This is a genomic window from Pseudomonas sp. B21-031, assembly GCF_024748985.1.
Lineage (GTDB): Bacteria > Pseudomonadota > Gammaproteobacteria > Pseudomonadales > Pseudomonadaceae > Aquipseudomonas > Aquipseudomonas kermanshahensis.
The window spans coordinates 522,501-543,388 of the sequence record NZ_CP087181.1 but is presented as its reverse complement, the minus strand read 5'-3'; the positions used below and the strand labels follow the sequence as shown (position 1 = coordinate 543,388).

Annotated in this window: 16 protein-coding genes, 4 tRNA genes and 2 rRNA genes (1 of these 22 only partly in view); all 22 read right to left on the bottom strand. The window is 57.1% G+C overall.

Translation table 11 applies throughout. From position 1 onward, the window contains the following. Position 1: 1 nt before the first annotated feature. Positions 2 to 2,146, bottom strand: a complete 2,145-nt coding sequence (fusA, locus tag LOY53_RS02375; protein ID WP_027595471.1) for an elongation factor G — start codon at positions 2,144 to 2,146, stop codon at positions 2 to 4. 30 nt (positions 2,147 to 2,176) lie between these two features. Continuing rightward, on the bottom strand, positions 2,177 to 2,647 hold the full coding sequence (gene rpsG / locus LOY53_RS02370) for a 30S ribosomal protein S7 (protein ID WP_008089143.1): 471 nt from the start codon (positions 2,645 to 2,647) through the stop codon (positions 2,177 to 2,179). A gap of 106 nt (positions 2,648 to 2,753) precedes the next feature. Further along, positions 2,754 to 3,125 carry a 30S ribosomal protein S12 gene (gene rpsL, locus LOY53_RS02365; RefSeq protein WP_003255492.1) on the bottom strand — a complete coding sequence of 124 codons (372 nt, stop codon included), beginning with the start codon at positions 3,123 to 3,125 and terminating at the stop codon, positions 2,754 to 2,756. A gap of 211 nt (positions 3,126 to 3,336) precedes the next feature. Then, positions 3,337 to 7,536, bottom strand: a complete 4,200-nt coding sequence (rpoC, locus tag LOY53_RS02360; RefSeq protein ID WP_027595470.1) for a DNA-directed RNA polymerase subunit beta' — start codon at positions 7,534 to 7,536, stop codon at positions 3,337 to 3,339. Between the two features lie 64 nt (positions 7,537 to 7,600). Further along, on the bottom strand, positions 7,601 to 11,674 hold the full coding sequence (rpoB, locus tag LOY53_RS02355; RefSeq protein ID WP_027595469.1) for a DNA-directed RNA polymerase subunit beta: 4,074 nt from the start codon (positions 11,672 to 11,674) through the stop codon (positions 7,601 to 7,603). Next, on the bottom strand, positions 11,674 to 11,844 hold the full coding sequence (locus LOY53_RS02350) for a hypothetical protein (RefSeq protein WP_155951450.1): 171 nt from the start codon (positions 11,842 to 11,844) through the stop codon (positions 11,674 to 11,676). Before LOY53_RS02350 ends, rpoB begins: the two co-directional genes overlap by 1 nt. Positions 11,845 to 11,894: 50 nt before the next feature. Next, positions 11,895 to 12,260, bottom strand: a complete 366-nt coding sequence (gene rplL / locus LOY53_RS02345; protein WP_007957596.1) for a 50S ribosomal protein L7/L12 — start codon at positions 12,258 to 12,260, stop codon at positions 11,895 to 11,897. Between the two features lie 78 nt (positions 12,261 to 12,338). Then, entirely contained in the window at positions 12,339 to 12,839 is a 501-nt protein-coding gene (gene rplJ, locus LOY53_RS02340; RefSeq protein WP_027595468.1) for a 50S ribosomal protein L10, read from the bottom strand. A 198-nt stretch (positions 12,840 to 13,037) separates the two neighbouring features. After that, entirely contained in the window at positions 13,038 to 13,733 is a 696-nt protein-coding gene (gene rplA, locus LOY53_RS02335) for a 50S ribosomal protein L1 (RefSeq protein WP_027595467.1), read from the bottom strand. Continuing rightward, on the bottom strand, positions 13,733 to 14,164 hold the full coding sequence (gene rplK, locus LOY53_RS02330) for a 50S ribosomal protein L11 (RefSeq protein ID WP_027595466.1): 432 nt from the start codon (positions 14,162 to 14,164) through the stop codon (positions 13,733 to 13,735). Before rplK ends, rplA begins: the two co-directional genes overlap by 1 nt. A 119-nt stretch (positions 14,165 to 14,283) precedes the next feature. Further along, entirely contained in the window at positions 14,284 to 14,817 is a 534-nt protein-coding gene (gene nusG, locus LOY53_RS02325; RefSeq protein ID WP_003255501.1) for a transcription termination/antitermination protein NusG, read from the bottom strand. A gap of 9 nt (positions 14,818 to 14,826) precedes the next feature. Beyond that, a complete protein-coding gene (secE, locus tag LOY53_RS02320) occupies positions 14,827 to 15,195 on the bottom strand; it encodes a preprotein translocase subunit SecE (RefSeq protein WP_027595465.1) in 369 nt (122 codons plus the stop codon). Positions 15,196 to 15,239: 44 nt separating this feature from the next. Then, positions 15,240 to 15,315: transfer RNA gene (locus LOY53_RS02315), tRNA-Trp, on the bottom strand. 54 nt (positions 15,316 to 15,369) lie between these two features. Next, positions 15,370 to 16,563: an elongation factor Tu gene (gene tuf / locus LOY53_RS02310; RefSeq protein ID WP_016484647.1), complete on the bottom strand. Its 1,194-nt coding sequence runs from the start codon at positions 16,561 to 16,563 to the stop codon at positions 15,370 to 15,372. Between the two features lie 87 nt (positions 16,564 to 16,650). Beyond that, positions 16,651 to 16,726 (bottom strand) — tRNA-Thr (locus LOY53_RS02305). 29 nt (positions 16,727 to 16,755) lie between these two features. Further along, a tRNA-Gly gene (locus LOY53_RS02300) sits at positions 16,756 to 16,829 on the bottom strand. 24 nt (positions 16,830 to 16,853) lie between these two features. Beyond that, a tRNA-Tyr gene (locus LOY53_RS02295) sits at positions 16,854 to 16,937 on the bottom strand. Between the two features lie 152 nt (positions 16,938 to 17,089). Then, positions 17,090 to 17,515: a hypothetical protein gene (locus LOY53_RS02290; RefSeq protein ID WP_258703555.1), complete on the bottom strand. Its 426-nt coding sequence runs from the start codon at positions 17,513 to 17,515 to the stop codon at positions 17,090 to 17,092. Between the two features lie 7 nt (positions 17,516 to 17,522). After that, on the bottom strand, positions 17,523 to 18,272 hold the full coding sequence (locus LOY53_RS02285; protein ID WP_252826538.1) for a pantothenate kinase: 750 nt from the start codon (positions 18,270 to 18,272) through the stop codon (positions 17,523 to 17,525). Then, positions 18,262 to 19,221 (bottom strand): bifunctional biotin--[acetyl-CoA-carboxylase] ligase/biotin operon repressor BirA, encoded by a 960-nt coding sequence (birA, locus tag LOY53_RS02280; RefSeq protein WP_252826537.1) that lies wholly within the window; start codon positions 19,219 to 19,221, stop codon positions 18,262 to 18,264. The genes LOY53_RS02285 and birA overlap by 11 nt, the downstream gene beginning before the upstream one ends. Before the next feature lie 156 nt (positions 19,222 to 19,377). Then, positions 19,378 to 19,493 (bottom strand): 5S ribosomal RNA (gene rrf, locus LOY53_RS02275). A gap of 128 nt (positions 19,494 to 19,621) precedes the next feature. After that, positions 19,622 to 20,888, bottom strand: a 23S ribosomal RNA gene (locus LOY53_RS02270); it runs 1,626 nt beyond the window's last position.

Genomic DNA, 20,888 nt, shown 5'->3' with positions numbered 1-20,888 from the left:
ATTAGCCTTGTTTTTTAACGAGTGCTTCGACGATGTTCGACGGAGCTTCGGCGTATTTGGAGAATTCCATGGAGTAGCTTGCGCGACCCTGAGACATGGAACGAACGTCGGTCGCATAACCGAACATTTCTCCGAGCGGTACCTCAGCAGTGATTACCTTGCCGGACACCGAGTCTTCATTACCCTGGATCATCCCGCGACGACGGCTCAGGTCACCCATCACGTCACCCAGGTAGTCTTCCGGGGTTACAACTTCGACCTTCATGATCGGCTCAAGCACCACGCCACCGCCCTTCTGGGCCAGTTGCTTGGTCGCCATCGAAGCAGCGATTTTGAACGCCATTTCGTTGGAGTCGACGTCGTGGTACGAACCGTCGAATACCGTGGCCTTCAGGCCGAGCAGCGGATAGCCGGCAACAACGCCGTTTTTCATCTGCTCTTCGATACCCTTCTGGATCGGGGCGATGAATTCCTTAGGAATCACACCACCAACGACTTCGTTGGTGAAGACCAGACCTTCGGTAATGTTGCCCTTCTCGTCGACGTCCGGCTCCGAGAAACGGATCCAGCAGTGACCGAACTGACCACGACCGCCCGACTGACGAACGAACTTGCCTTCGATCTCGACGTTGGACTTGGTGATCTTCTCGCGGTACGAAACCTGAGGCTTACCGATGTTGGCTTCGACGTTGAACTCGCGCTTCATGCGGTCAACGAGGATGTCCAGGTGCAGCTCACCCATGCCCGAGATGATGGTCTGACCAGTCTCTTCGTCGGTCTTGACGCGGAACGACGGGTCTTCCTGGGCCAGCTTGCCCAGAGCGATACCCATCTTCTCCTGGTCAGCCTTGGTTTTCGGCTCAACGGAGAGCGAAATAACCGGCTCAGGGAAGTCCATACGCTCAAGGATGATTGGCTTGTCGGCGTTGCACAGGGTTTCGCCTGTGGTCACGTCCTTCATGCCGATCAGGGCCGCGATGTCGCCAGCGCGCACTTCCTTGATCTCTTCACGCTGGTTGGCGTGCATCTGCACCATACGACCAACGCGCTCTTTCTTGCCCTTGACCGAGTTGATGACGGAGTCACCGGAGGTCAGAACACCCGAGTAGACGCGAACGAAGGTCAGAGTACCCACGAACGGGTCAGTCGCGATCTTGAACGCCAGAGCCGAGAACGGCTCGTCGTCGTCAGCGTGACGCTCGTCTTTACGAACAGCCGGATCGTCTTTATCCAGATCCTTGTCGTCCGGGTTGATACCCTGGATTGCAGGAATCTCGGTCGGAGCAGGCAGGTAGTCGATGACGGCGTCGAGAACCAGGGGAACGCCCTTGTTCTTGAACGACGAACCGCAGACGGCCGGTACGATTTCGCTGGCCAGGGTGCGCGCGCGCAGACCGGCTTTGATCTCTTCGACGGTCAGCTCTTCGCCTTCCAGGTACTTGTTCATCAGCTCTTCGCTGGCCTCGGCAGCCGCCTCAACCATGTTGGAGCGCCACTCTTCAGCCAGCTCCAGCATATCGGCAGGAATTTCTTCCTCGCGATAGGTGGTGCCTTTGTCGTCGTCGTTCCAGTAGATAGCCTTCATCTTGATCAGGTCGACCTGACCCTGGAAGTTATCTTCCGAACCGATGGCCAGCTGAACAGGAACCGGGGTGTGACCCAGACGGTTCTTGATCTGACCTACGACGCGCAGGAAGTTTGCACCGGCACGGTCCATCTTGTTCACGTAAACAACACGTGGAACGCCGTATTTGTTGGCCTGACGCCATACGGTTTCGGACTGAGGTTCAACGCCGGAGGTACCGCAGAACACAACGACCGCACCGTCGAGTACGCGCAGCGAACGCTCTACTTCAATGGTGAAGTCAACGTGGCCGGGGGTATCGATGACGTTTACGCGGTAGTTGTCGTACTGACCAACAGAGCCCTTCCAGAAGGTAGTTACGGCAGCGGAGGTAATGGTAATACCCCGCTCCTGCTCCTGAACCATCCAGTCGGTGGTCGCGGCGCCGTCGTGCACCTCGCCCATCTTGTGGCTCAGGCCTGTGTAGAACAGGATCCGCTCGGTAGTGGTGGTCTTGCCCGCGTCAACGTGGGCACAGATACCAATGTTACGGTAGCGGTTAATTGCTGTAGTACGAGCCATAAAGCCCTCGCAAAATGATTGATGCTTGAATTAGAAGCGGTAGTGCGAGAACGCTTTGTTGGCTTCAGCCATACGGTGAACGTCTTCACGCTTCTTGACTGCAGCACCCTTGCCTTCAGCAGCATCCAGCAGCTCGCCAGCCAGGCGCAGAGCCATCGACTTCTCGCCGCGCTTGCGGGCGTAGTCTACGAGCCAGCGCATTGCCAGAGCATTACGACGGGATGGACGAACTTCAACCGGAACCTGGTAAGTGGCACCGCCGACACGACGGGACTTTACTTCGACCAGCGGAGCGATGGCGTCGAGAGCTTTCTCGAAGATTTCCAGGGGGTCGCTGTTCTTGCGCTCTTTGACCTTGTCCAGTGCACCGTAAACGATGCGCTCGGCCACGGCCTTCTTGCCGCTTTCCATCACGTGGTTCATGAACTTGGCGAGGATTTGGGATCCGTATTTAGGATCGTCCAGAATCTCACGTTTTGCTGCTACACGACGTCTTGGCATGATAAGCCCTCAAACGGTCTTCAGGTTAGCCCGGGACGTGGGTCTTCGACCCCTGCCCGACCTTACTCTTATCGACTCAAAAAAATGGATGGGTGCAAACGACCGATTACTTCGGACGCTTGGTACCGTACTTCGAACGACCCTGGTTACGGCCTTTAACGCCCGAAGTATCCAGAGAGCCGCGAACGGTGTGGTAACGAACACCTGGCAAGTCTTTTACACGGCCGCCACGGATCAGGACGACGCTGTGCTCTTGCAGGTTGTGGCCTTCACCGCCGATGTACGAGGAAACCTCGAAACCGTTGGTCAGACGCACACGGCAAACTTTACGCAGTGCCGAGTTAGGTTTTTTCGGCGTGGTGGTGTACACGCGGGTGCACACGCCACGACGTTGCGGGCAGTTCTGCAGCGCAGGAACGTCGGACTTCTCGACCGAACGCTTACGCGGCTGACGTACCAGCTGGTTGATAGTTGCCATCTACTAGCTCCACTGATTGTCTTGCGACTCTATTGTCTTGCAAGAAAGCCAAAAATTGGCGAGACGGAGCCTCACCAAATTTAAGGGTACAAAAGTCTACGGAGGATCTTGCACCCAGTCAAGACGAGGCCCCGGCCCTCCCCGCCCGGTCATCGGCAACAATTCATGTCGACGATGGTCGTTCGGGGCTTGCCGGGGCCCTGCCCTGTACTTAGTTACCGCTGGAATTCAGCGCTTCGGTCAGTGCGGCTTCCACCTCACTGGCGCTCACACGCAGCGGTTTGTCGGCATCACGGCGGCGCTTGCGCTCGCTGTGGTAAGCCAGACCGGTACCGGCCGGGATCAGACGACCCACGACCACGTTCTCTTTCAGGCCGCGCAGGTAATCGCGCTTGCCGGTGACGGCCGCTTCGGTCAGTACGCGGGTGGTTTCCTGGAAGGAAGCCGCGGAGATGAACGATTCGGTCGACAGCGACGCCTTGGTGATACCCAGCAGCACACGCGAGAACTTCGAGATGAACTTGTCTTCGCTGGCGAGACGCTCGTTCTCGACCAGTACGTGAGTCAGTTCCATCTGGTCGCCCTTGATGAAGCTGGAATCACCCGACTCGGCGATCTCGACCTTACGCAGCATCTGACGCAGGATGGTCTCGATGTGCTTGTCGTTGATCTTAACGCCTTGCAGGCGGTAAACGTCCTGGATCTCGTTGACGATGTACTTGGCCAGCGCGCTCACACCCAGCAGACGCAGGATATCGTGCGGATCGCTCGGGCCGTCGGAGATAACTTCGCCGCGGTTTACCTGTTCGCCCTCGAAGACGTTCAGGTGGCGCCACTTCGGAATCAGCTCTTCGTACGGATCGCTACCGTCGGTCGGCGTAATGACCAGACGGCGCTTGCCTTTGGTCTCTTTACCGAACGCGATGGTGCCGCTGACTTCAGCCAGAATCGAGGCTTCTTTCGGACGACGCGCTTCGAACAAGTCGGCAACGCGCGGCAGACCACCGGTGATGTCACGGGTCTTCGACGTTTCTTGCGGGATACGCGCGATAACGTCACCAACACCGATCTGTGCACCGTCAGCCACACCGACAAGGGCGTTGGCCGGCAGGAAGTACTGAGCCGGTACGTCGGTACCTGGCAGGTACAGGTCCTTGCCGTTGGCATCGACCATCTTGATTGCCGGACGGATTTCCTTGCCTGCGGCAGGGCGATCCTTGACGTCCAGCACTTCGATGTTGGTCAAACCAGTCAGTTCGTCGGTCTGACGCTTGATGGTGATGTTTTCTTCCATGCCCACGAAGGTCACGGTACCTTTCAGCTCGGTAACGATCGGGTGGGTGTGCGGGTCCCACTTGGCGACGATGGCGCCAGCTTCGACCTTGTCACCTTCCTTGACCGAAATGACCGCACCGTAAGGCAGCTTGTAACGCTCACGCTCACGACCGAATTCATCGGCAATGGCCAGCTCGCCGGAACGCGATACGGCAACCAGGTTGCCATCGGCGCGCACGACCTGCTTCAGGTTGTGCAGACGAACCATACCGCCGTTCTTCACCTGGACGCTGTCGGCAGCCGAGGTCCGGCTTGCAGCACCACCGATGTGGAACGTACGCATGGTCAGCTGGGTACCCGGCTCACCGATCGACTGTGCAGCGATAACGCCGACAGCTTCACCGATGTTGACCTGGTGACCGCGAGCCAGGTCACGACCGTAGCACTTGGCGCAGATACCGTAGCGGGTTTCGCAGTTGATCGGCGAACGCACGATAACTTCGTCGATGCTGTTCAGCTCGATGAACTCGACCCACTGCTCGTCAACCAGGGTACCGGCCGGGACGATGACGTCCTCGGTGCCTGGCTTGAACACGTCACGGGCAATGACACGGCCCAATACGCGCTCACCCAGCGGCTCGACAACGTCACCGCCTTCGATGTGCGGAGTCATCAGCAGGCCGTGGTCGGTGCCACAGTCGATCTCGGTCACGACCAGATCTTGCGCCACGTCTACCAGACGACGCGTCAGGTAACCGGAGTTCGCAGTCTTCAGTGCGGTATCCGCCAGACCCTTACGAGCACCGTGAGTCGAGATGAAGTACTGCAGTACGCTCAGACCTTCACGGAAGTTCGCGGTGATCGGCGTCTCGATGATCGAGCCATCCGGCTTGGCCATCAGACCACGCATACCGGCCAGCTGACGGATCTGTGCTGCGGAACCCCGCGCACCCGAGTCAGCCATCATGTACATCGAGTTGAAGGACTCTTGCTCGACTTCCTTGCCTTCGCGGTCGATGACCTTCTCTTTCGAGAGGTTGGCCATCATCGCCTTGGACACTTCGTCGTTCGCCTTCGACCACAAGTCGATGACCTTGTTGTACTTCTCGCCCTGGGTTACCAGGCCGGAGGCGTACTGGCTCTCGATTTCCTTCACTTCGTCGGTAGCAGTACCGATGATGCGGGCTTTTTCGTCCGGGATAACGAAGTCGTTAACACCGATCGAAACGCCGGAAATGGTCGAGTAGGCAAAACCGGTGTACATCAGCTGGTCAGCGAAGATGACGGTCTCTTTCAGACCAACCACGCGGTAGCACTGGTTGATCAGCTTGGAGATCGCTTTCTTCTTCATCGGCTGGTTGACCACGTCGTACGGCAGACCTGCCGGTACAACCTGGAACAACAGCGCACGGCCGACGGTGGTGTCGACGATGCGGGTGTTCTTGGTGACGGAGCCATCACGGTCATTCACGGTCTCGTTGATACGGACCTTGATTTTCGCGTGCAGGGCAGCTTCGCCGGCGCGGAATACGCGGTCGACTTCTTGCAGGTCTGCGAATACGCGACCTTCGCCCTTGGCGTTGATGGCTTCACGGGTCATGTAGTACAGACCCAGTACAACGTCCTGCGACGGAACGATGATTGGCTCACCGTTGGCTGGCGACAGAATGTTGTTGGTCGACATCATCAGCGCGCGCGCTTCGAGCTGGGCTTCCAGCGTCAGCGGCACGTGAACGGCCATCTGGTCACCGTCGAAGTCGGCGTTGTACGCCGCACAGACCAACGGGTGCAGCTGGATCGCCTTACCTTCGATGAGCACAGGCTCGAACGCCTGGATACCCAGACGGTGAAGGGTCGGTGCACGGTTGAGCAGTACGGGGTGTTCGCGGATGACCTCGGCGAGAACGTCCCACACCTCTGGCAGCTCGCGCTCGACCATCTTCTTGGCAGCCTTGATGGTGGTCGCCAGACCACGCATTTCCAGCTTGCCGAAAATGAACGGTTTGAACAGCTCGAGGGCCATTTTCTTCGGCAGACCGCACTGGTGCAGGCGCAGGGTCGGGCCTACGGTAATTACCGAACGACCGGAGTAGTCCACGCGCTTACCGAGCAAGTTCTGACGGAAACGACCTTGCTTACCTTTGATCATGTCAGCCAGGGACTTCAGCGGACGCTTGTTCGAGCCAGTGATGGCGCGACCGCGACGGCCGTTGTCCAGCAGGGCGTCGACCGCTTCCTGCAGCATGCGCTTTTCGTTGCGCACGATGATGTCCGGCGCCGACAGATCGAGCAGGCGCTTCAGACGGTTGTTACGGTTGATCACCCGACGATACAGGTCGTTCAGGTCGGAGGTCGCGAAGCGGCCGCCATCCAGCGGTACCAGCGGACGCAGGTCCGGCGGCAGTACTGGCAGGACGGTCAGGACCATCCACTCAGGCAGGTTGCCCGAGCCCTGGAAAGCTTCCATCAGCTTCAAGCGCTTGGACAGCTTCTTGATCTTGGTTTCCGAGTTGGTCTGCGGAATCTCTTCACGCAGGCGACCGATCTCGTGCTCCAGGTCGATAGCGTGCAGCAGCTCGCGGACAGCCTCGGCACCCATGCGGGCGTCGAAGTCGTCACCGAACTCTTCCAGCGCTTCGAAGTACTGCTCGTCGTTCAGCAGCTGGCCTTTTTCAAGGGTGGTCATGCCTGGGTCGATAACGACATAGCTCTCGAAGTAGAGAACGCGCTCGATATCACGCAGGGTCATGTCCATCAGCAGGCCGATACGGGACGGCAGCGACTTCAGGAACCAGATGTGGGCAACCGGCGAGGCCAGTTCGATGTGCGCCATGCGCTCACGACGAACCTTGGCCAGGGCAACTTCAACGCCGCACTTCTCGCAGATCACACCGCGGTGCTTGAGGCGCTTGTACTTGCCGCACAGGCACTCGTAGTCCTTGACTGGGCCAAAGATCTTGGCGCAGAACAGGCCGTCACGCTCAGGTTTGAACGTACGGTAGTTGATGGTTTCCGGCTTCTTAACTTCACCGAACGACCACGAACGGATCATTTCAGGCGACGCCAGACCGATGCGGATGGCGTCGAACTCTTCGACTTGACCCTGGTTTTTCAGCAAATTCAGTAGGTCTTTCAAGGCCTTTCCTCCTGGCGGAGCAGGAAGCGGGCATTACCTGCCCCGCTCCCCTTCGCGTCACGTGTTATTCGGTTTCCAGATCGATATCGATACCGAGCGAACGGATCTCTTTGATCAACACGTTGAAGGACTCGGGCATGCCCGGCTCCATACGGTGATCGCCATCCACGATGTTTTTGTACATCTTGGTACGGCCGTTCACGTCGTCCGACTTCACTGTGAGCATTTCTTGCAGGGTGTATGCCGCGCCGTATGCTTCCAGCGCCCACACTTCCATCTCCCCGAAACGCTGACCACCGAACTGCGCCTTACCACCCAGCGGCTGCTGGGTAACCAGGCTATAGGAACCAGTGGAACGCGCGTGCATCTTGTCGTCCACCAAGTGGTTCAGCTTGAGCATGTACATGTAACCAACGGTCACTGGACGCTCGAACTTGTTGCCGGTACGGCCATCGAACAGCACCATCTGGCCGCTTTCTGGCATGTCTGCCAGTTTCAGCATGGCCTTGATCTCGCTTTCCTTGGCACCGTCGAAGACTGGGGTAGCCATAGGCACACCCTTCTTCAGGTTGTTTGCCAGGGCAAGGATCTCTGCGTCGGTGAACTCTTCCAGGCTTTCCTGACGACCGCCGATCTCGTTGTAGATCTCGGTCAGGAACACGCGCAGCTCAGCGGCTTTGCGCTGCTCTTCGAGCATCCGGTCGATCTTCTCGCCCAGGCCTTTGGCCGCGAGGCCCAGGTGGGTTTCAAGGATCTGACCGACGTTCATACGCGAAGGTACGCCCAGTGGGTTCAGTACGACGTCGACCGGAGTACCGTTGGCGTCGTGCGGCATGTCTTCGACCGGCATGATCACCGAGACCACACCTTTGTTACCGTGACGGCCTGCCATCTTGTCGCCCGGCTGAATGCGGCGGCGGATAGCCAGGTAGACCTTGACGATCTTCAGTACGCCCGGCGCCAAGTCGTCGCCTTGCTGCAGCTTGCGCTTCTTGTCTTCGAACTTGTCGTCCAGCAGACGACGGCGATCGACGATATAAGCCTGAGCCTTTTCCAGCTGTTCGTTCAGCGCGTCTTCGGCCATGCGCAGTTTGAACCACTGGCCGTGCTCCAGACCGTCCAGTACTTCGTCAGTGATCACGGTGCCTTTTTTCAGGCCCGCACCACCGTCGACCACTTGGCCGTTCAGGGCGGAACGCAGACGCTCGAAGGTTGCACCTTCGACGATGCGGAACTCTTCGTTGAGGTCCTTGCGGATCTCGTCCAGCTGCATCTTCTCGATGGCCAGGGCGCGGCTGTCGCGCTCAACACCGTCACGGGTGAAGACCTGGACGTCGATGACAGTACCCTTGGTGCCGGTTGGCACACGCAGGGAGGTGTCTTTAACATCGCTTGCCTTCTCACCGAAGATGGCACGCAGCAGCTTCTCTTCCGGCGTCAGTTGGGTCTCGCCTTTCGGAGTGACCTTACCAACCAGAATGTCGCCAGCGCCGACTTCGGCACCTACGTAAACGATACCGGCTTCGTCCAGCTTGTTCAGCGCAGCTTCACCCACGTTCGGAATGTCTGCGGTGATTTCCTCTGGGCCAAGCTTGGTGTCACGCGCCACACAGGTCAGTTCCTGAATGTGGATCGTGGTGAAACGGTCTTCCTGAACCACACGCTCGGACAGGCAGATGGAGTCTTCGAAGTTGAAGCCGTTCCACGCCATGAACGCGATGCGCATGTTCTGACCCAGTGCCAGTTCACCCATATCGGTGGACGGGCCGTCGGCCATGATGTCGTGACGCTTGACCACATCACCTTTGCTGACCAGCGGACGCTGGTTGATGCAGGTGTTCTGGTTCGAACGGGTGTATTTGGTCAGGTTGTAGATATCTACACCTGCTTCACCGGTTTCGACTTCGTCATCGGCAACACGCACGACGATACGGCTGGCATCGACCGAGTCGATCACGCCGCCACGACGAGCCACGACGCAGACGCCGGAGTCACGGGCAACGTTGCGCTCCATGCCGGTACCTACCAGCGGCTTGTCAGCGCGCAGGGTCGGTACAGCCTGACGCTGCATGTTCGAACCCATGAGTGCACGGTTGGCGTCGTCGTGCTCGAGGAACGGAATCAGCGACGCTGCAACCGAAACAACCTGCTTCGGCGAAACGTCCATCAAGGTGACGTCTTCTGGCGCCTTGACGGTGAATTCGTTCAGGTGACGAACCGCTACCAGCTCATCGATCAGCTGCTTCTTCTCGTTCATCGCAGCCGAAGCCTGGGCGATGACGTGATCCGCTTCTTCAATGGCCGACAGGAACACGATGTCGTCGCTGACTACGCCTTCCTTCACCACGCGGTACGGGCTTTCGAGGAAGCCGTACTGGTTGGTGCGGGCATAGGCTGCCAGGGAGTTGATCAGACCGATGTTCGGACCTTCAGGGGTCTCGATCGGGCACACGCGGCCGTAGTGGGTCGGGTGTACGTCACGGACTTCGAAGCCAGCACGCTCACGGGTCAGACCGCCAGGGCCGAGTGCAGAAACGCGGCGCTTGTGGGTGATCTCGGAGAGCGGGTTGTTCTGGTCCATGAACTGCGACAGCTGGCTGGAACCGAAGAACTCTTTCACCGCGGCCGCTACCGGCTTGGCGTTGATCAGGTCTTGCGGCATCAGGCCTTCGCTTTCAGCCATCGACAGACGTTCCTTGACCGCACGCTCAACGCGCACCAGGCCAACACGGAACTGGTTCTCGGCCATCTCGCCGACGCAACGTACGCGACGGTTACCCAGGTGGTCGATGTCGTCGACGATGCCTTTGCCGTTACGGATGTCGACCAGGGTCTTGAGGACCTCGACGATGTCTTCCTTGCTCAGCACGCCCGAACCTTCGATCTCGGTACGACCGATACGACGGTTGAACTTCATGCGGCCTACGGCGGACAGGTCGTAACGCTCAGCGCTGAAGAACAGGTTGTTGAACAGGGTCTCGGCAGCATCCTTGGTTGGCGGCTCGCCTGGACGCATCATGCGATAGATTTCGACCAGGGCTTCCAGCTGGTTGCTGGTGGTGTCGATCTTCAGGGTGTCCGAGATGAACGGACCGCAATCGATGTCGTTGGTGTACAGGGTCTCGATACGGACGACCTGTGCCTTGGCGACCTTGATCAGCAGCTCGGTGGTCAGCTCGGTGTTGCACTCGGCAAGGATCTCGCCGGTAGCCGGATGCACGATAGCCTTGGCGGTGGTGCGGCCCAGGACGTATTCCATAGGAACGTCGAGCTGCTTGACGCCGGCTTTCTCGAGCTGGTTGATGTGGCGCGCAGTGATGCGGCGACCCTGCTCGACAATGACCTTGCCGGTTTCGTCATGGATGTCCATGACCGCGACTTCACCACGCAGACGCTGAGGTACCAGTTCCAGGCTGAGTTTTTCGCCGGAGACGTGGAACACGTTGGTGGTGTAGAAGGTGTTCAGAACCTCTTCGGTGCTGTAACCCAATGCGCGCAGCAGTACCGAGGCCGGCAGTTTGCGGCGACGGTCGATACGCACGAACACGCAGTCCTTCGGGTCGAACTCGAAGTCCAGCCAGGAGCCGCGGTAAGGGATGATGCGAGCGGAGTACAGCAGCTTGCCGGAGCTGTGCGTCTTGCCACGGTCGTGGTCGAAGAACACACCAGGCGAACGGTGCAGCTGGGAAACGATCACACGCTCGGTACCGTTGATTACGAAGGTACCGTTCTCAGTCATCAGGGGGATTTCACCCATGTAGACTTCTTGCTCTTTGATGTCCTTGATCGCTTTGTTCGACGATTCCTTGTCGAAGATGATCAGGCGCACCTTGACCCGCAGTGGGACCGCGAAGGTCACGCCACGCAGGACACATTCCTTCACATCGAAGGCGGGTTCGCCCAGGCGATAGCCTACGTACTCCAGGGCAGCATTGCCGGAGTAGCTGATGATCGGGAATACCGATTTGAAGGCCGCGTGCAGGCCGACGTCGCGGAACTGATCCTTGGATGCTCCCGCTTGCAGGAATTCGCGATACGAATCCAGCTGGATGGCCAGGAGGTAAGGCACATCCATGACGTCCGGCAACTTGCTAAAGTCCTTGCGGATACGTTTTTTCTCAGTGTATGAGTAAGCCATCAGCGTTCCCCAGCTTGGTCACCTGCTTGTTTGGCTTCTCCCGGCGGGAGCAGCCAGAAAATCGTGCAAACCCCTTGGTTTGCGCCACCCACATGGGTGTCTTGCAGCTCGTTATCGGGGCCGATCTGATCGGCCACCAATAACGGAAAAAGGCCGGTGGCATAAGCCACCAGCCATCAGCCTTGTGCTCAACGCTCAGGCTGGCATCGCAAAGTCGAAATTACTTCAGCTCGACTTTAGCGCCTGCTTCTTCCAGCTTCTTCTTAGCGTCTTCAGCGGCTTCTTTCGAAACGCCTTCAGCTACAACCTGAGGAGCGCCATCGACTTTCTCTTTGGCTTCTTTCAGGCCCAGACCGGTCAGTTCACGAACGGCCTTGATCACGTTTACTTTCTTCTCGCCGGCTTCAACCAGAACAACGTTGAACTCGGTTTGCTCTTCAACAACGGCAGCAGCAGCAGCTGGGCCAGCAGCGGCAACAGCAGCGGTAACGCCGAAGGTTTCTTCCATAGCTTTGATCAGCTCAACAACTTCCAGAACGGTTTTCTGGCCGATTGCTTCGATGATTTGCTCGTTAGTCAGGGACATGACTTAAATCCTGTATTGGGGTGACAGCCTTCGCAGCCATCAAATTAAACAAATGATTTTGAAAGAGGTTACGCCGCCTTAGGCAGCAGCAGCTTCTTTCTGGTCGCGAACGGCCGCCAGAGTACGAGCCAGCTTGCTGGTGGCGCCTTGAATCACGCTCATCAGACGTGCGATAGCTTCGTCACGGGTCGGCAAGGTAGCCAGTACATCGATCTGGTTGGCGGCAATGAATTTGCCGTCAAACGCAGCTGCCTTGATCTCGAACTTGTCCTGACCCTTGGCGAACTCTTTGAACAGACGAGCAGCAGCGCCCGGGTGTTCGTTGGAGAAAGCGATCAGGGTCGGGCCAGTGAAGGCGTCGTTGAGGACACTGAATTCAGTATCGGCAACAGCGCGCTTGAGCAGGGTGTTACGTACGACACGTACGTAAACGCCAGCTTCACGAGCCTCTTTACGGAGTCCGGTCATTGCGCCTACAGTCACACCACGGGCATCAGCCACGACAGCGGACAGAGCGACTTTGGCAGCCTCGTTGACTTCAGCGACGATGGCCTTCTTGTCTTCGAGTTTAATTGCCACGGGTTTACTCCTGGTTTCTACCGTTTCATCTGGCCGAAGCCGGATGTCGTTTTGGTGTCTGATTCGATAACGAATCGGGAGCACCATCTGCGTAGGCTTGTGGTTTAAGGCTTGCGCCGCCTACGGTCTTGGATAGCCCCCGCCAGGCAGGGACCCCAATTTTTTGCTGGCGGCGCGACACGTCGCACCGCCATGGCCTTACGCGTTCAGCGAACCCTGGTCGATGACCAGGCCTGGGCCCATAGTGGTGCTCAGGGTAACGCGCTTGACGTAGATGCCTTTCGAAGAAGCTGGCTTGATACGCTTCAGATCAGCGATCAGGGCTTCAACGTTTTCCTTCAGCTTGCCAGCTTCGAAGCCGACTTTGCCAACGGAGGTGTGAATGATACCGTTCTTGTCGGTACGGTAGCGAACCTGACCAGCCTTGGCGTTTTTGACAGCGCCGGCTACGTCTGGAGTCACAGTACCCACTTTCGGGTTAGGCATCAGGCCGCGAGGACCCAGAACCTGACCCAGCTGACCAACAACGCGCATGGCATCAGGCGATGCGATGACGACGTCATAGTTCAGGTCGCCGGCTTTCATTTCTGCAGCCAGATCGTCCATACCTACACGGTCAGCGCCGGCAGCCAGAGCGGCCTCAGCAGCTGGACCCTGGGTGAAGACGGCAACGCGTACGGTCTTGCCAGTGCCGTGTGGCAGCACAGTAGCGCTACGAACGACCTGGTCGGATTTACGCGGGTCAACGCCGAGGTTGACGGCAACGTCGAAGGATTCGCTGAACTTCACGGTGGACAGTTCGGCCAGCAGCACTGCTGCTTCTTCGAAGTTGTAAACTTTGCCAGCTTCGATTTTCGAAGCAATGGCCTTTTGGCGCTTGGTCAGCTTAGCCATTACACACCCTCCACGTTCAGGCCCATGCTGCGGGCAGAGCCAGCGATGGTGCGTACAGCAGCGTCCAGGTCAGCAGCGGTCAGATCAGCCTGTTTAGTCTTGGCGATCTCTTCGAGCTGAGCACGGGTCACGGTACCGACTTTAACGGTGTTCGGACGAGCCGAACCACTGGTCAGGCCAGCAGCTTTCTTCAGCAGAACCGAGGCAGGGGTGCTCTTGGTCTCGAAAGTGAAGCTACGGTCGCTGTAAACAGTGATGATCACAGGAGTCGGCAGGCCGGCTTCTTGACCCTGAGTACGGGCGTTGAAGGCCTTGCAGAATTCCATGATGTTCACACCGTGTTGGCCCAGTGCTGGACCAACGGGTGGGCTTGGGTTGGCCTGGCCGGCCTTAACTTGCAGCTTGATGTAAGCCTGAATCTTCTTAGCCATGAGCTACTCCAAAATCGGGTACAAACGCCAGATGGCTCCCCGGATGACTTGCGTTTTATCCCAGTGACGACAAAACCCCGCAGCACACAGGGCTGCGGGGTATGGGATGCTTCGTTCGCCTAGACCTTCTCGACCTGGCTGAACTCGAGCTCCACCGGAGTAGAGCGACCGAAAATGAGCACCGCCACCTGGAGGCGACTCTTTTCGTAGTTAACCTCTTCGACACTGCCATTGAAGTCAGCAAACGGACCGTCAATGACTCGAACCACTTCACCTGGCTCGAACAGCGTCTTAGGCTTCGGCTTGTCGCTACCGTCGGCAACGCGACGCAGGATAGCCTCGGCTTCTTTATCAGTGATTGGTGCAGGCTTATCTGCGGTACCACCAATAAAGCCCATCACACGAGGGGTATCCTTGACCAAGTGCCAAGTCCCTTCATTCATCTCCATCTGGACCAGAACATAGCCAGGGAAGAATTTGCGCTCACTTTTGCGCTTTTGGCCGTTACGCATTTCAACGACTTCTTCGGTCGGAACCAGAATTTCGCCGAAACCGTCTTCCATGCCAGCCAGCTTGACGCGCTCGATCAGCGAGCGCATCACATGCTTCTCGTAACCCGAGTAAGCATGCACTACGTACCAACGCTTAGCCACGGGACACCCTTAGCCAACAATCAAGGAGACCGCCCAACCGAGCAGGGAATCAAGACCCCACAACAGCAGCGCCATAACCAGAACTACAGCCACGACAATCAGCGTGGTCTGAGTGGTTTCTTGGCGGGTCGGCCACACGACTTTACGGATCTCGGTACGAGCTTCCTTCGCCAGCGCAAAGAACGACTTACCCTTCGCAGTCTGCAAGGCAACAAAGCCAGCAGCCGCAGCCAGGGCGAGCAGTGCGAGTACGCGATACAGGATTGGGGAGGCGGAGTAATACTGATTACCCACGACGCCAACAACCACCAAAGCAACTACAGCCAGCCACTTGAACAGATCAAAACGCGATTCTTGGGCTTCAGTTTTGGGAGTCATCGGGGAGGATCCTGTGAGAAGAAAGCCAATCACACCGAGGTGAATGGCAGGTCAGGAGGGAATCGAACCCCCAACCTACGGTTTTGGAGACCGTCGCTCTGCCAATTGAGCTACTGACCTGTAACGCTGTATCAGGCCGGCCATTATACCGGCCTGATCAAGTAAATCAACTACTTATTCAATAATTTTTGCCACGACGCCGGCGCCGACGGTACGACCGCCTTCACGGATAGCGAAGCGCAGACCGTCTTCCATTGCGATGGTCTTGATCAGAGTGACAGTCATCTGAATGTTGTCACCTGGCATTACCATTTCAACGCCTTCCGGCAGTTCGCAGTTACCGGTCACGTCAGTGGTACGGAAGTAGAACTGAGGACGGTAGCCTTTGAAGAACGGAGTGTGACGGCCGCCTTCTTCCTTCGACAGGACGTAGACTTCTGCGGTGAACTTGGTGTGCGGCTTGACCGAACCTGGCTTGACCAGAACCTGGCCACGCTCAACGTCGTCACGCTTGGTACCACGCAGCAGAACGCCGCAGTTCTCGCCAGCACGACCTTCGTCCAGCAGCTTGCGGAACATCTCAACGCCGGTGCAGGTGGTGGTGGTGGTGTCACGCAGACCAACGATTTCCAGCGGATCTTGAACGCGGACGATACCACGCTCGATACGGCCGGTAACAACGGTACCACGACCCGAGATCGAGAATACGTCTTCGATTGGCATCAGGAACGGCTTGTCGATAGCACGCTCTGGCTCTGGGATGTAGCTGTCCAGAGTTTCAACCAGCTTCTTGACAGCGCTGGTGCCCATTTCGTTGTCGTCTTTGCCTTCCAGCGCCATACGAGCCGAACCGATGATGATCGGGGTGTCGTCGCCTGGGAAGTCGTAGGTGGACAGCAGGTCGCGAACTTCCATCTCGACCAGCTCCAGCAGCTCAGCGTCGTCTACCAGGTCAGCCTTGTTCAGGAAGACCACGATGTACGGAACGCCAACCTGACGGGACAGCAGGATGTGCTCACGGGTTTGTGGCATCGGACCATCGGCGGCCGAGCAAACCAGGATCGCGCCGTCCATCTGGGCAGCACCGGTGATCATGTTCTTCACGTAGTCAGCGTGACCTGGGCAGTCGACGTGAGCGTAGTGACGAATGTTCGAGTTGTACTCGACGTGAGCGGTGTTGATGGTGATACCGCGCGCTTTTTCTTCCGGAGCCGAGTCGATCTTGTCGAACTCAACGACTGCCGAACCGAAAACTTCGGAGCAGACGCGAGTCAGAGCTGCGGTCAGAGTGGTTTTACCATGGTCAACGTGGCCAATAGTGCCAACGTTCACGTGTGGTAGGGAACGATCAAACTTTTCCTTAGCCATCGATACAATCCTCCGCAGAAGAAATAGTCTTACGCTGATAAAGCTGATAAAACAAAGGCAGATATTTTCATATCTGCCTTGTTTATATGGAGCTCTTGAGCGGACTTGAACCGCTGACCTCACCCTTACCAAGGGTGTGCTCTACCAACTGAGCTACAAGAGCGAAACACTTTGCGCAAAATCCAGCAAACTTGGAGCGGGTAGCGGGAATCGAACCCGCATCATCAGCTTGGAAGGCTGAGGTTCTACCACTAAACTATACCCGCGGAGCTTGCGGCTCTCGCTAAAACTGGTGGAGGGAGAAGGATTCGAACCTTCGAAGCTCTCGCAACGGATTTACAGTCCGTCCCCTTTGACCGCTCGGGAATCCCTCCAGATGTGGCCGGCATTCTATTTGTCTGCCGCCCTAGTGTCAAGCGTTTTTTCAAATTTTTTCAATCAAATCTGAAACTTAGCTGCTTTGACACCGCTTCCAGTTCTACCACCTTGATGGTGTTCCCTGTGAAGCGGGCGCCATTCTATCAAGCTATTCGCCAGTTGCAATACCCTGGCAGAAAATAATTTTTTGTTTTAAGTCTTTGAAATCGTTGGAAAGAGCGACGAGTACTGTTTGGTCCAGCAAACGCTCGCTTTCCGGGGAAATCTTGAGCCAGAAACCATCAGCACCCGGTAACTGACCCGACACCGGCAACGCATTGATATCCAGGCTCAACAGCCGCTGGCGCAGCGCATCGAGCTGCTCTTTTGCCACCAGGCCACCTACTACCAGGCATTCATCACGACGGCGGGCCGGCGCGGATACACCGGTTTCACGCAACAGCCGAATTTCTTGCTGACTACCTTTGTACAACGACAGCGGGGCGACATCCTTGGCCTTGAGCGGGGCTTCCTGTTGGTGCCAGACGTAATAGAAGACGTTGAGCACCAGCAACAGCAGAAACAACCAACGCATAAGCACCTCAATCCAGTGGGCAGGCCATTGCCAGGCCAACGAATACCAGGTCAGGGACTACGCGCGCCATCGGTGCCGCTTCACGCACCAACGGCGCATCCCCACCGGTAAGGAACACCGTAAAATTCTCCCCCCACAGCGCCCGCGCCTGCTCAAGCTGAGTGTGGGCAAAGCCCTGCAGCATCAACACGCAGCCACGCTCCACAGCCTCGACCGTCGAGCGGCCAGGGGCAAGGCTTGTCAGTGCGCGAACTGCCGAAGCATCGTCATAGCGGATGCGCCGCGTATGCGTACGCAATTGACTGCGCATAAGGGGCATCCCCGGGCAGATGTAACCACCCAAGTGCTCGCCATCGGCGGCGATGAAATCGGATTTGGCGGCGGTGCCAAGATCAATCACCAGGCAAGCACCCTTGGCCAGGTGGAATGCACCCAATGCTGCAAGCCAACGATCCATGCCCAGGCGCTGGTAGTCTTCATAACCATTGCGCACCCCCGCCATTTGCTGAGCAGGTTCGGCAACGCGCGCCACCACCGAGAACGCCTGATGGATCAGCGCGCAGAGCGCGGCGGTTTCTTCTTCGCTGCGCACACTGACGATGCGGCAGCCAGTCAAGCGCAACGACGCCAACGCACTGACCTCGGCCACCAATGCATGGTCGGAATCAACAATACCGCCGCCCACGATCGTAGCGTCCGCGGCGTGAATAACTCGCCATTTAATGAAGCTGTTACCGCAATCGAGCTCAAGAATCATCACGCAACCTCAAACTGAGCTCACCACCACTAAAGCTCTTTTCTACACCTTCGACCTCAAGGCGCAAACCGCCCTGCCCGTCTACCCCCAGCACTACCCCATCAATGCGGGTACTGCCTGCAACAAGCGATACGTTACGCCCCTGCCATAGATGCGCCTGCTCCCATTCTTCCTGGAAAGCAGCAAAACCATAGCGGCGGTGGCGCGCCAATTCATGCTGCAACTGCTGACTGAGCTTTGCCACCAGACGGTTGCGATCAATAGCGGTGCCAAGCTCTCGACGCATCGATGTCCACTCCTGGTCGACCTGGTCATTGGCTTGCATGTTTACATTGATACCTATTCCAAGCACAACGTGACACACGTCTGCAGGATCACCGACCAACTCAAGCAAGATACCGGTGATCTTCTGCCCACGAACAAGCACATCATTGGGCCATTTCAGCCCCACATCCTTCACTCCAAAGCTCTGCAGGGTACGCATCACTGCCAACCCCACCACCAAGCTCAGCCCTTCGAGCTGACGCATGCCACCTTCGACACGCAGGACGAGACTGTAATAAAGGTTTTCTGCGAAAGGGCTGACCCATTGGCGACCGCGGCGGCCACGCCCAGCGCTCTGACGCTCGGCAAGGACCAGGAATGGCGCCGACTGCCCTTCGCCTGCAAGCCGAAGCCCTTCAGCATTGGTTGAATCGATGGTTTCGTGGATGAAAACAGGCCACTGCTCGCCCTCGGCGAATTCATTGATCGCCTGTGATTCGAGCAGGGCGAGAGGTGCCGCAAGCTGGTAGCCACGCCCACGAACCTTGTGAATGGTGAGGTTCAGCTCATTCTCCAGGTGCTGCAGCTGCTTCCAAACGGCGCTGCGACTCACCCCGAGGGCTGCCCCCAAGGCTTCTCCGGAATGGAACCGGCCGTCCTTGAGGAGATTCAACAACTTCAGCATGCCAGTCTCGACTTGGAATAAGGCTGGCATGATAGCTATGGGTAGTGGGCTTGCATAGGAAAAGGGCTGCCCGGAAAGACCGCAGAAAGGACTAATTTCGGCCAGAAAAGACAAAACCCCTACCTGCTTGCGCAGATAGGGGTTTTGCGAAATGAATCTTGACGATGACCTACTCTCACATGGGGAAACCCCACACTACCATCGGCGATGCATCGTTTCACTACTGAGTTCGGGATGGGATCAGGTGGTTCCAATGCTCTATGGTCGTCAAGAAATTCTGTAGCCAGAATGTCCAGATGGACAGCCCAGCGAATTCGGATATGCGATTTTGTGGTTACGAACTTTCGGGTCTTTCGTCTTCACCACCGCAATTCGCGCTAGCAAATTGCTTGGGTGTTATATGGTCAAGCCTCACGGGCAATTAGTATTGGTTAGCTCAACGCCTCACAGCGCTTACACACCCAACCTATCAACGTCGTAGTCTTCGACGGCCCTTTAGGGGATTCAAGATCCCAGTGAGATCTCATCTTGAGGCAAGTTTCCCGCTTAGATGCTTTCAGCGGTTATCTCTTCCGAACATAGCTACCCGGCAATGCCACTGGCGTGACAACCGGAACACCAGAGGTTCGTCCACTCCGGTCCTCTCGTACTAGGAGCAGCCCCTCTCAAATCTCAAACGTCCACGGCAGATAGGGACCGAACTGTCTCACGACGTTCTAAACCCAGCTCGCGTACCACTTTAAATGGCGAACAGCCATACCCTTGGGACCGGCTTCAGCCCCAGGATGTGATGAGCCGACATCGAGGTGCCAAACACCGCCGTCGATATGAACTCTTGGGCGGTATCAGCCTGTTATCCCCGGAGTACCTTTTATCCGTTGAGCGATGGCCCTTCCATACAGAACCACCGGATCACTAAGACCTACTTTCGTACCTGCTCGACGTGTTTGTCTCGCAGTCAAGCGCGCTTTTGCCTTTATACTCTACGACCGATTTCCGACCGGTCTGAGCGCACCTTCGTACTCCTCCGTTACTCTTTGGGAGGAGACCGCCCCAGTCAAACTACCCACCATACACTGTCCTCGATCCGGATAACGGACCTGAGTTAGAACCTCAAAGTTGCCAGGGTGGTATTTCAAGGATGGCTCCATGAGAACTGGCGTCCCCACTTCAAAGCCTCCCACCTATCCTACACAAGCAAATTCAAAGTCCAGTGCAAAGCTATAGTAAAGGTTCACGGGGTCTTTCCGTCTAGCCGCGGATACACTGCATCTTCACAGCGATTTCAATTTCACTGAGTCTCGGGTGGAGACAGCGCCGCCATCGTTACGCCATTCGTGCAGGTCGGAACTTACCCGACAAGGAATTTCGCTACCTTAGGACCGTTATAGTTACGGCCGCCGTTTACCGGGGCTTCGATCAAGAGCTTCGCTTGCGCTAACCCCATCAATTAACCTTCCGGCACCGGGCAGGCGTCACACCCTATACGTCCACTTTCGTGTTTGCAGAGTGCTGTGTTTTTAATAAACAGTCGCAGCGGCCTGGTATCTTCGACCGGCATGGGCTTACGGAGCAAGTCCTTAACCCTCGCCGGCGCACCTTCTCCCGAAGTTACGGTGCCATTTTGCCTAGTTCCTTCACCCGAGTTCTCTCAAGCGCCTTGGTAT

Excerpts from the sequence above, each read along its gene's own strand:
- fusA (WP_027595471.1), bottom strand. The coding sequence starts at position 2,146 with ATGGCTCGTACTACAGCAATTAACCGCTACCGTAACATTGGTATCTGT.
- rpsG (WP_008089143.1), bottom strand. The coding sequence starts at position 2,647 with ATGCCAAGACGTCGTGTAGCAGCAAAACGTGAGATTCTGGACGATCCT.
- rpsL (WP_003255492.1), bottom strand. The coding sequence starts at position 3,125 with ATGGCAACTATCAACCAGCTGGTACGTCAGCCGCGTAAGCGTTCGGTC.
- rpoB (WP_027595469.1), bottom strand. The coding sequence starts at position 11,674 with ATGGCTTACTCATACACTGAGAAAAAACGTATCCGCAAGGACTTTAGC.
- rplL (WP_007957596.1), bottom strand. The coding sequence starts at position 12,260 with ATGTCCCTGACTAACGAGCAAATCATCGAAGCAATCGGCCAGAAAACC.
- rplA (WP_027595467.1), bottom strand. The coding sequence starts at position 13,733 with ATGGCTAAGCTGACCAAGCGCCAAAAGGCCATTGCTTCGAAAATCGAA.
- rplK (WP_027595466.1), bottom strand. The coding sequence starts at position 14,164 with ATGGCTAAGAAGATTCAGGCTTACATCAAGCTGCAAGTTAAGGCCGGC.
- secE (WP_027595465.1), bottom strand. The coding sequence starts at position 15,195 with ATGACTCCCAAAACTGAAGCCCAAGAATCGCGTTTTGATCTGTTCAAG.
- tuf (WP_016484647.1), bottom strand. The coding sequence starts at position 16,563 with ATGGCTAAGGAAAAGTTTGATCGTTCCCTACCACACGTGAACGTTGGC.
- LOY53_RS02290 (WP_258703555.1), bottom strand. The coding sequence starts at position 17,515 with ATGCGTTGGTTGTTTCTGCTGTTGCTGGTGCTCAACGTCTTCTATTAC.
- LOY53_RS02285 (WP_252826538.1), bottom strand. The coding sequence starts at position 18,272 with ATGATTCTTGAGCTCGATTGCGGTAACAGCTTCATTAAATGGCGAGTT.
- birA (WP_252826537.1), bottom strand. The coding sequence starts at position 19,221 with ATGCTGAAGTTGTTGAATCTCCTCAAGGACGGCCGGTTCCATTCCGGA.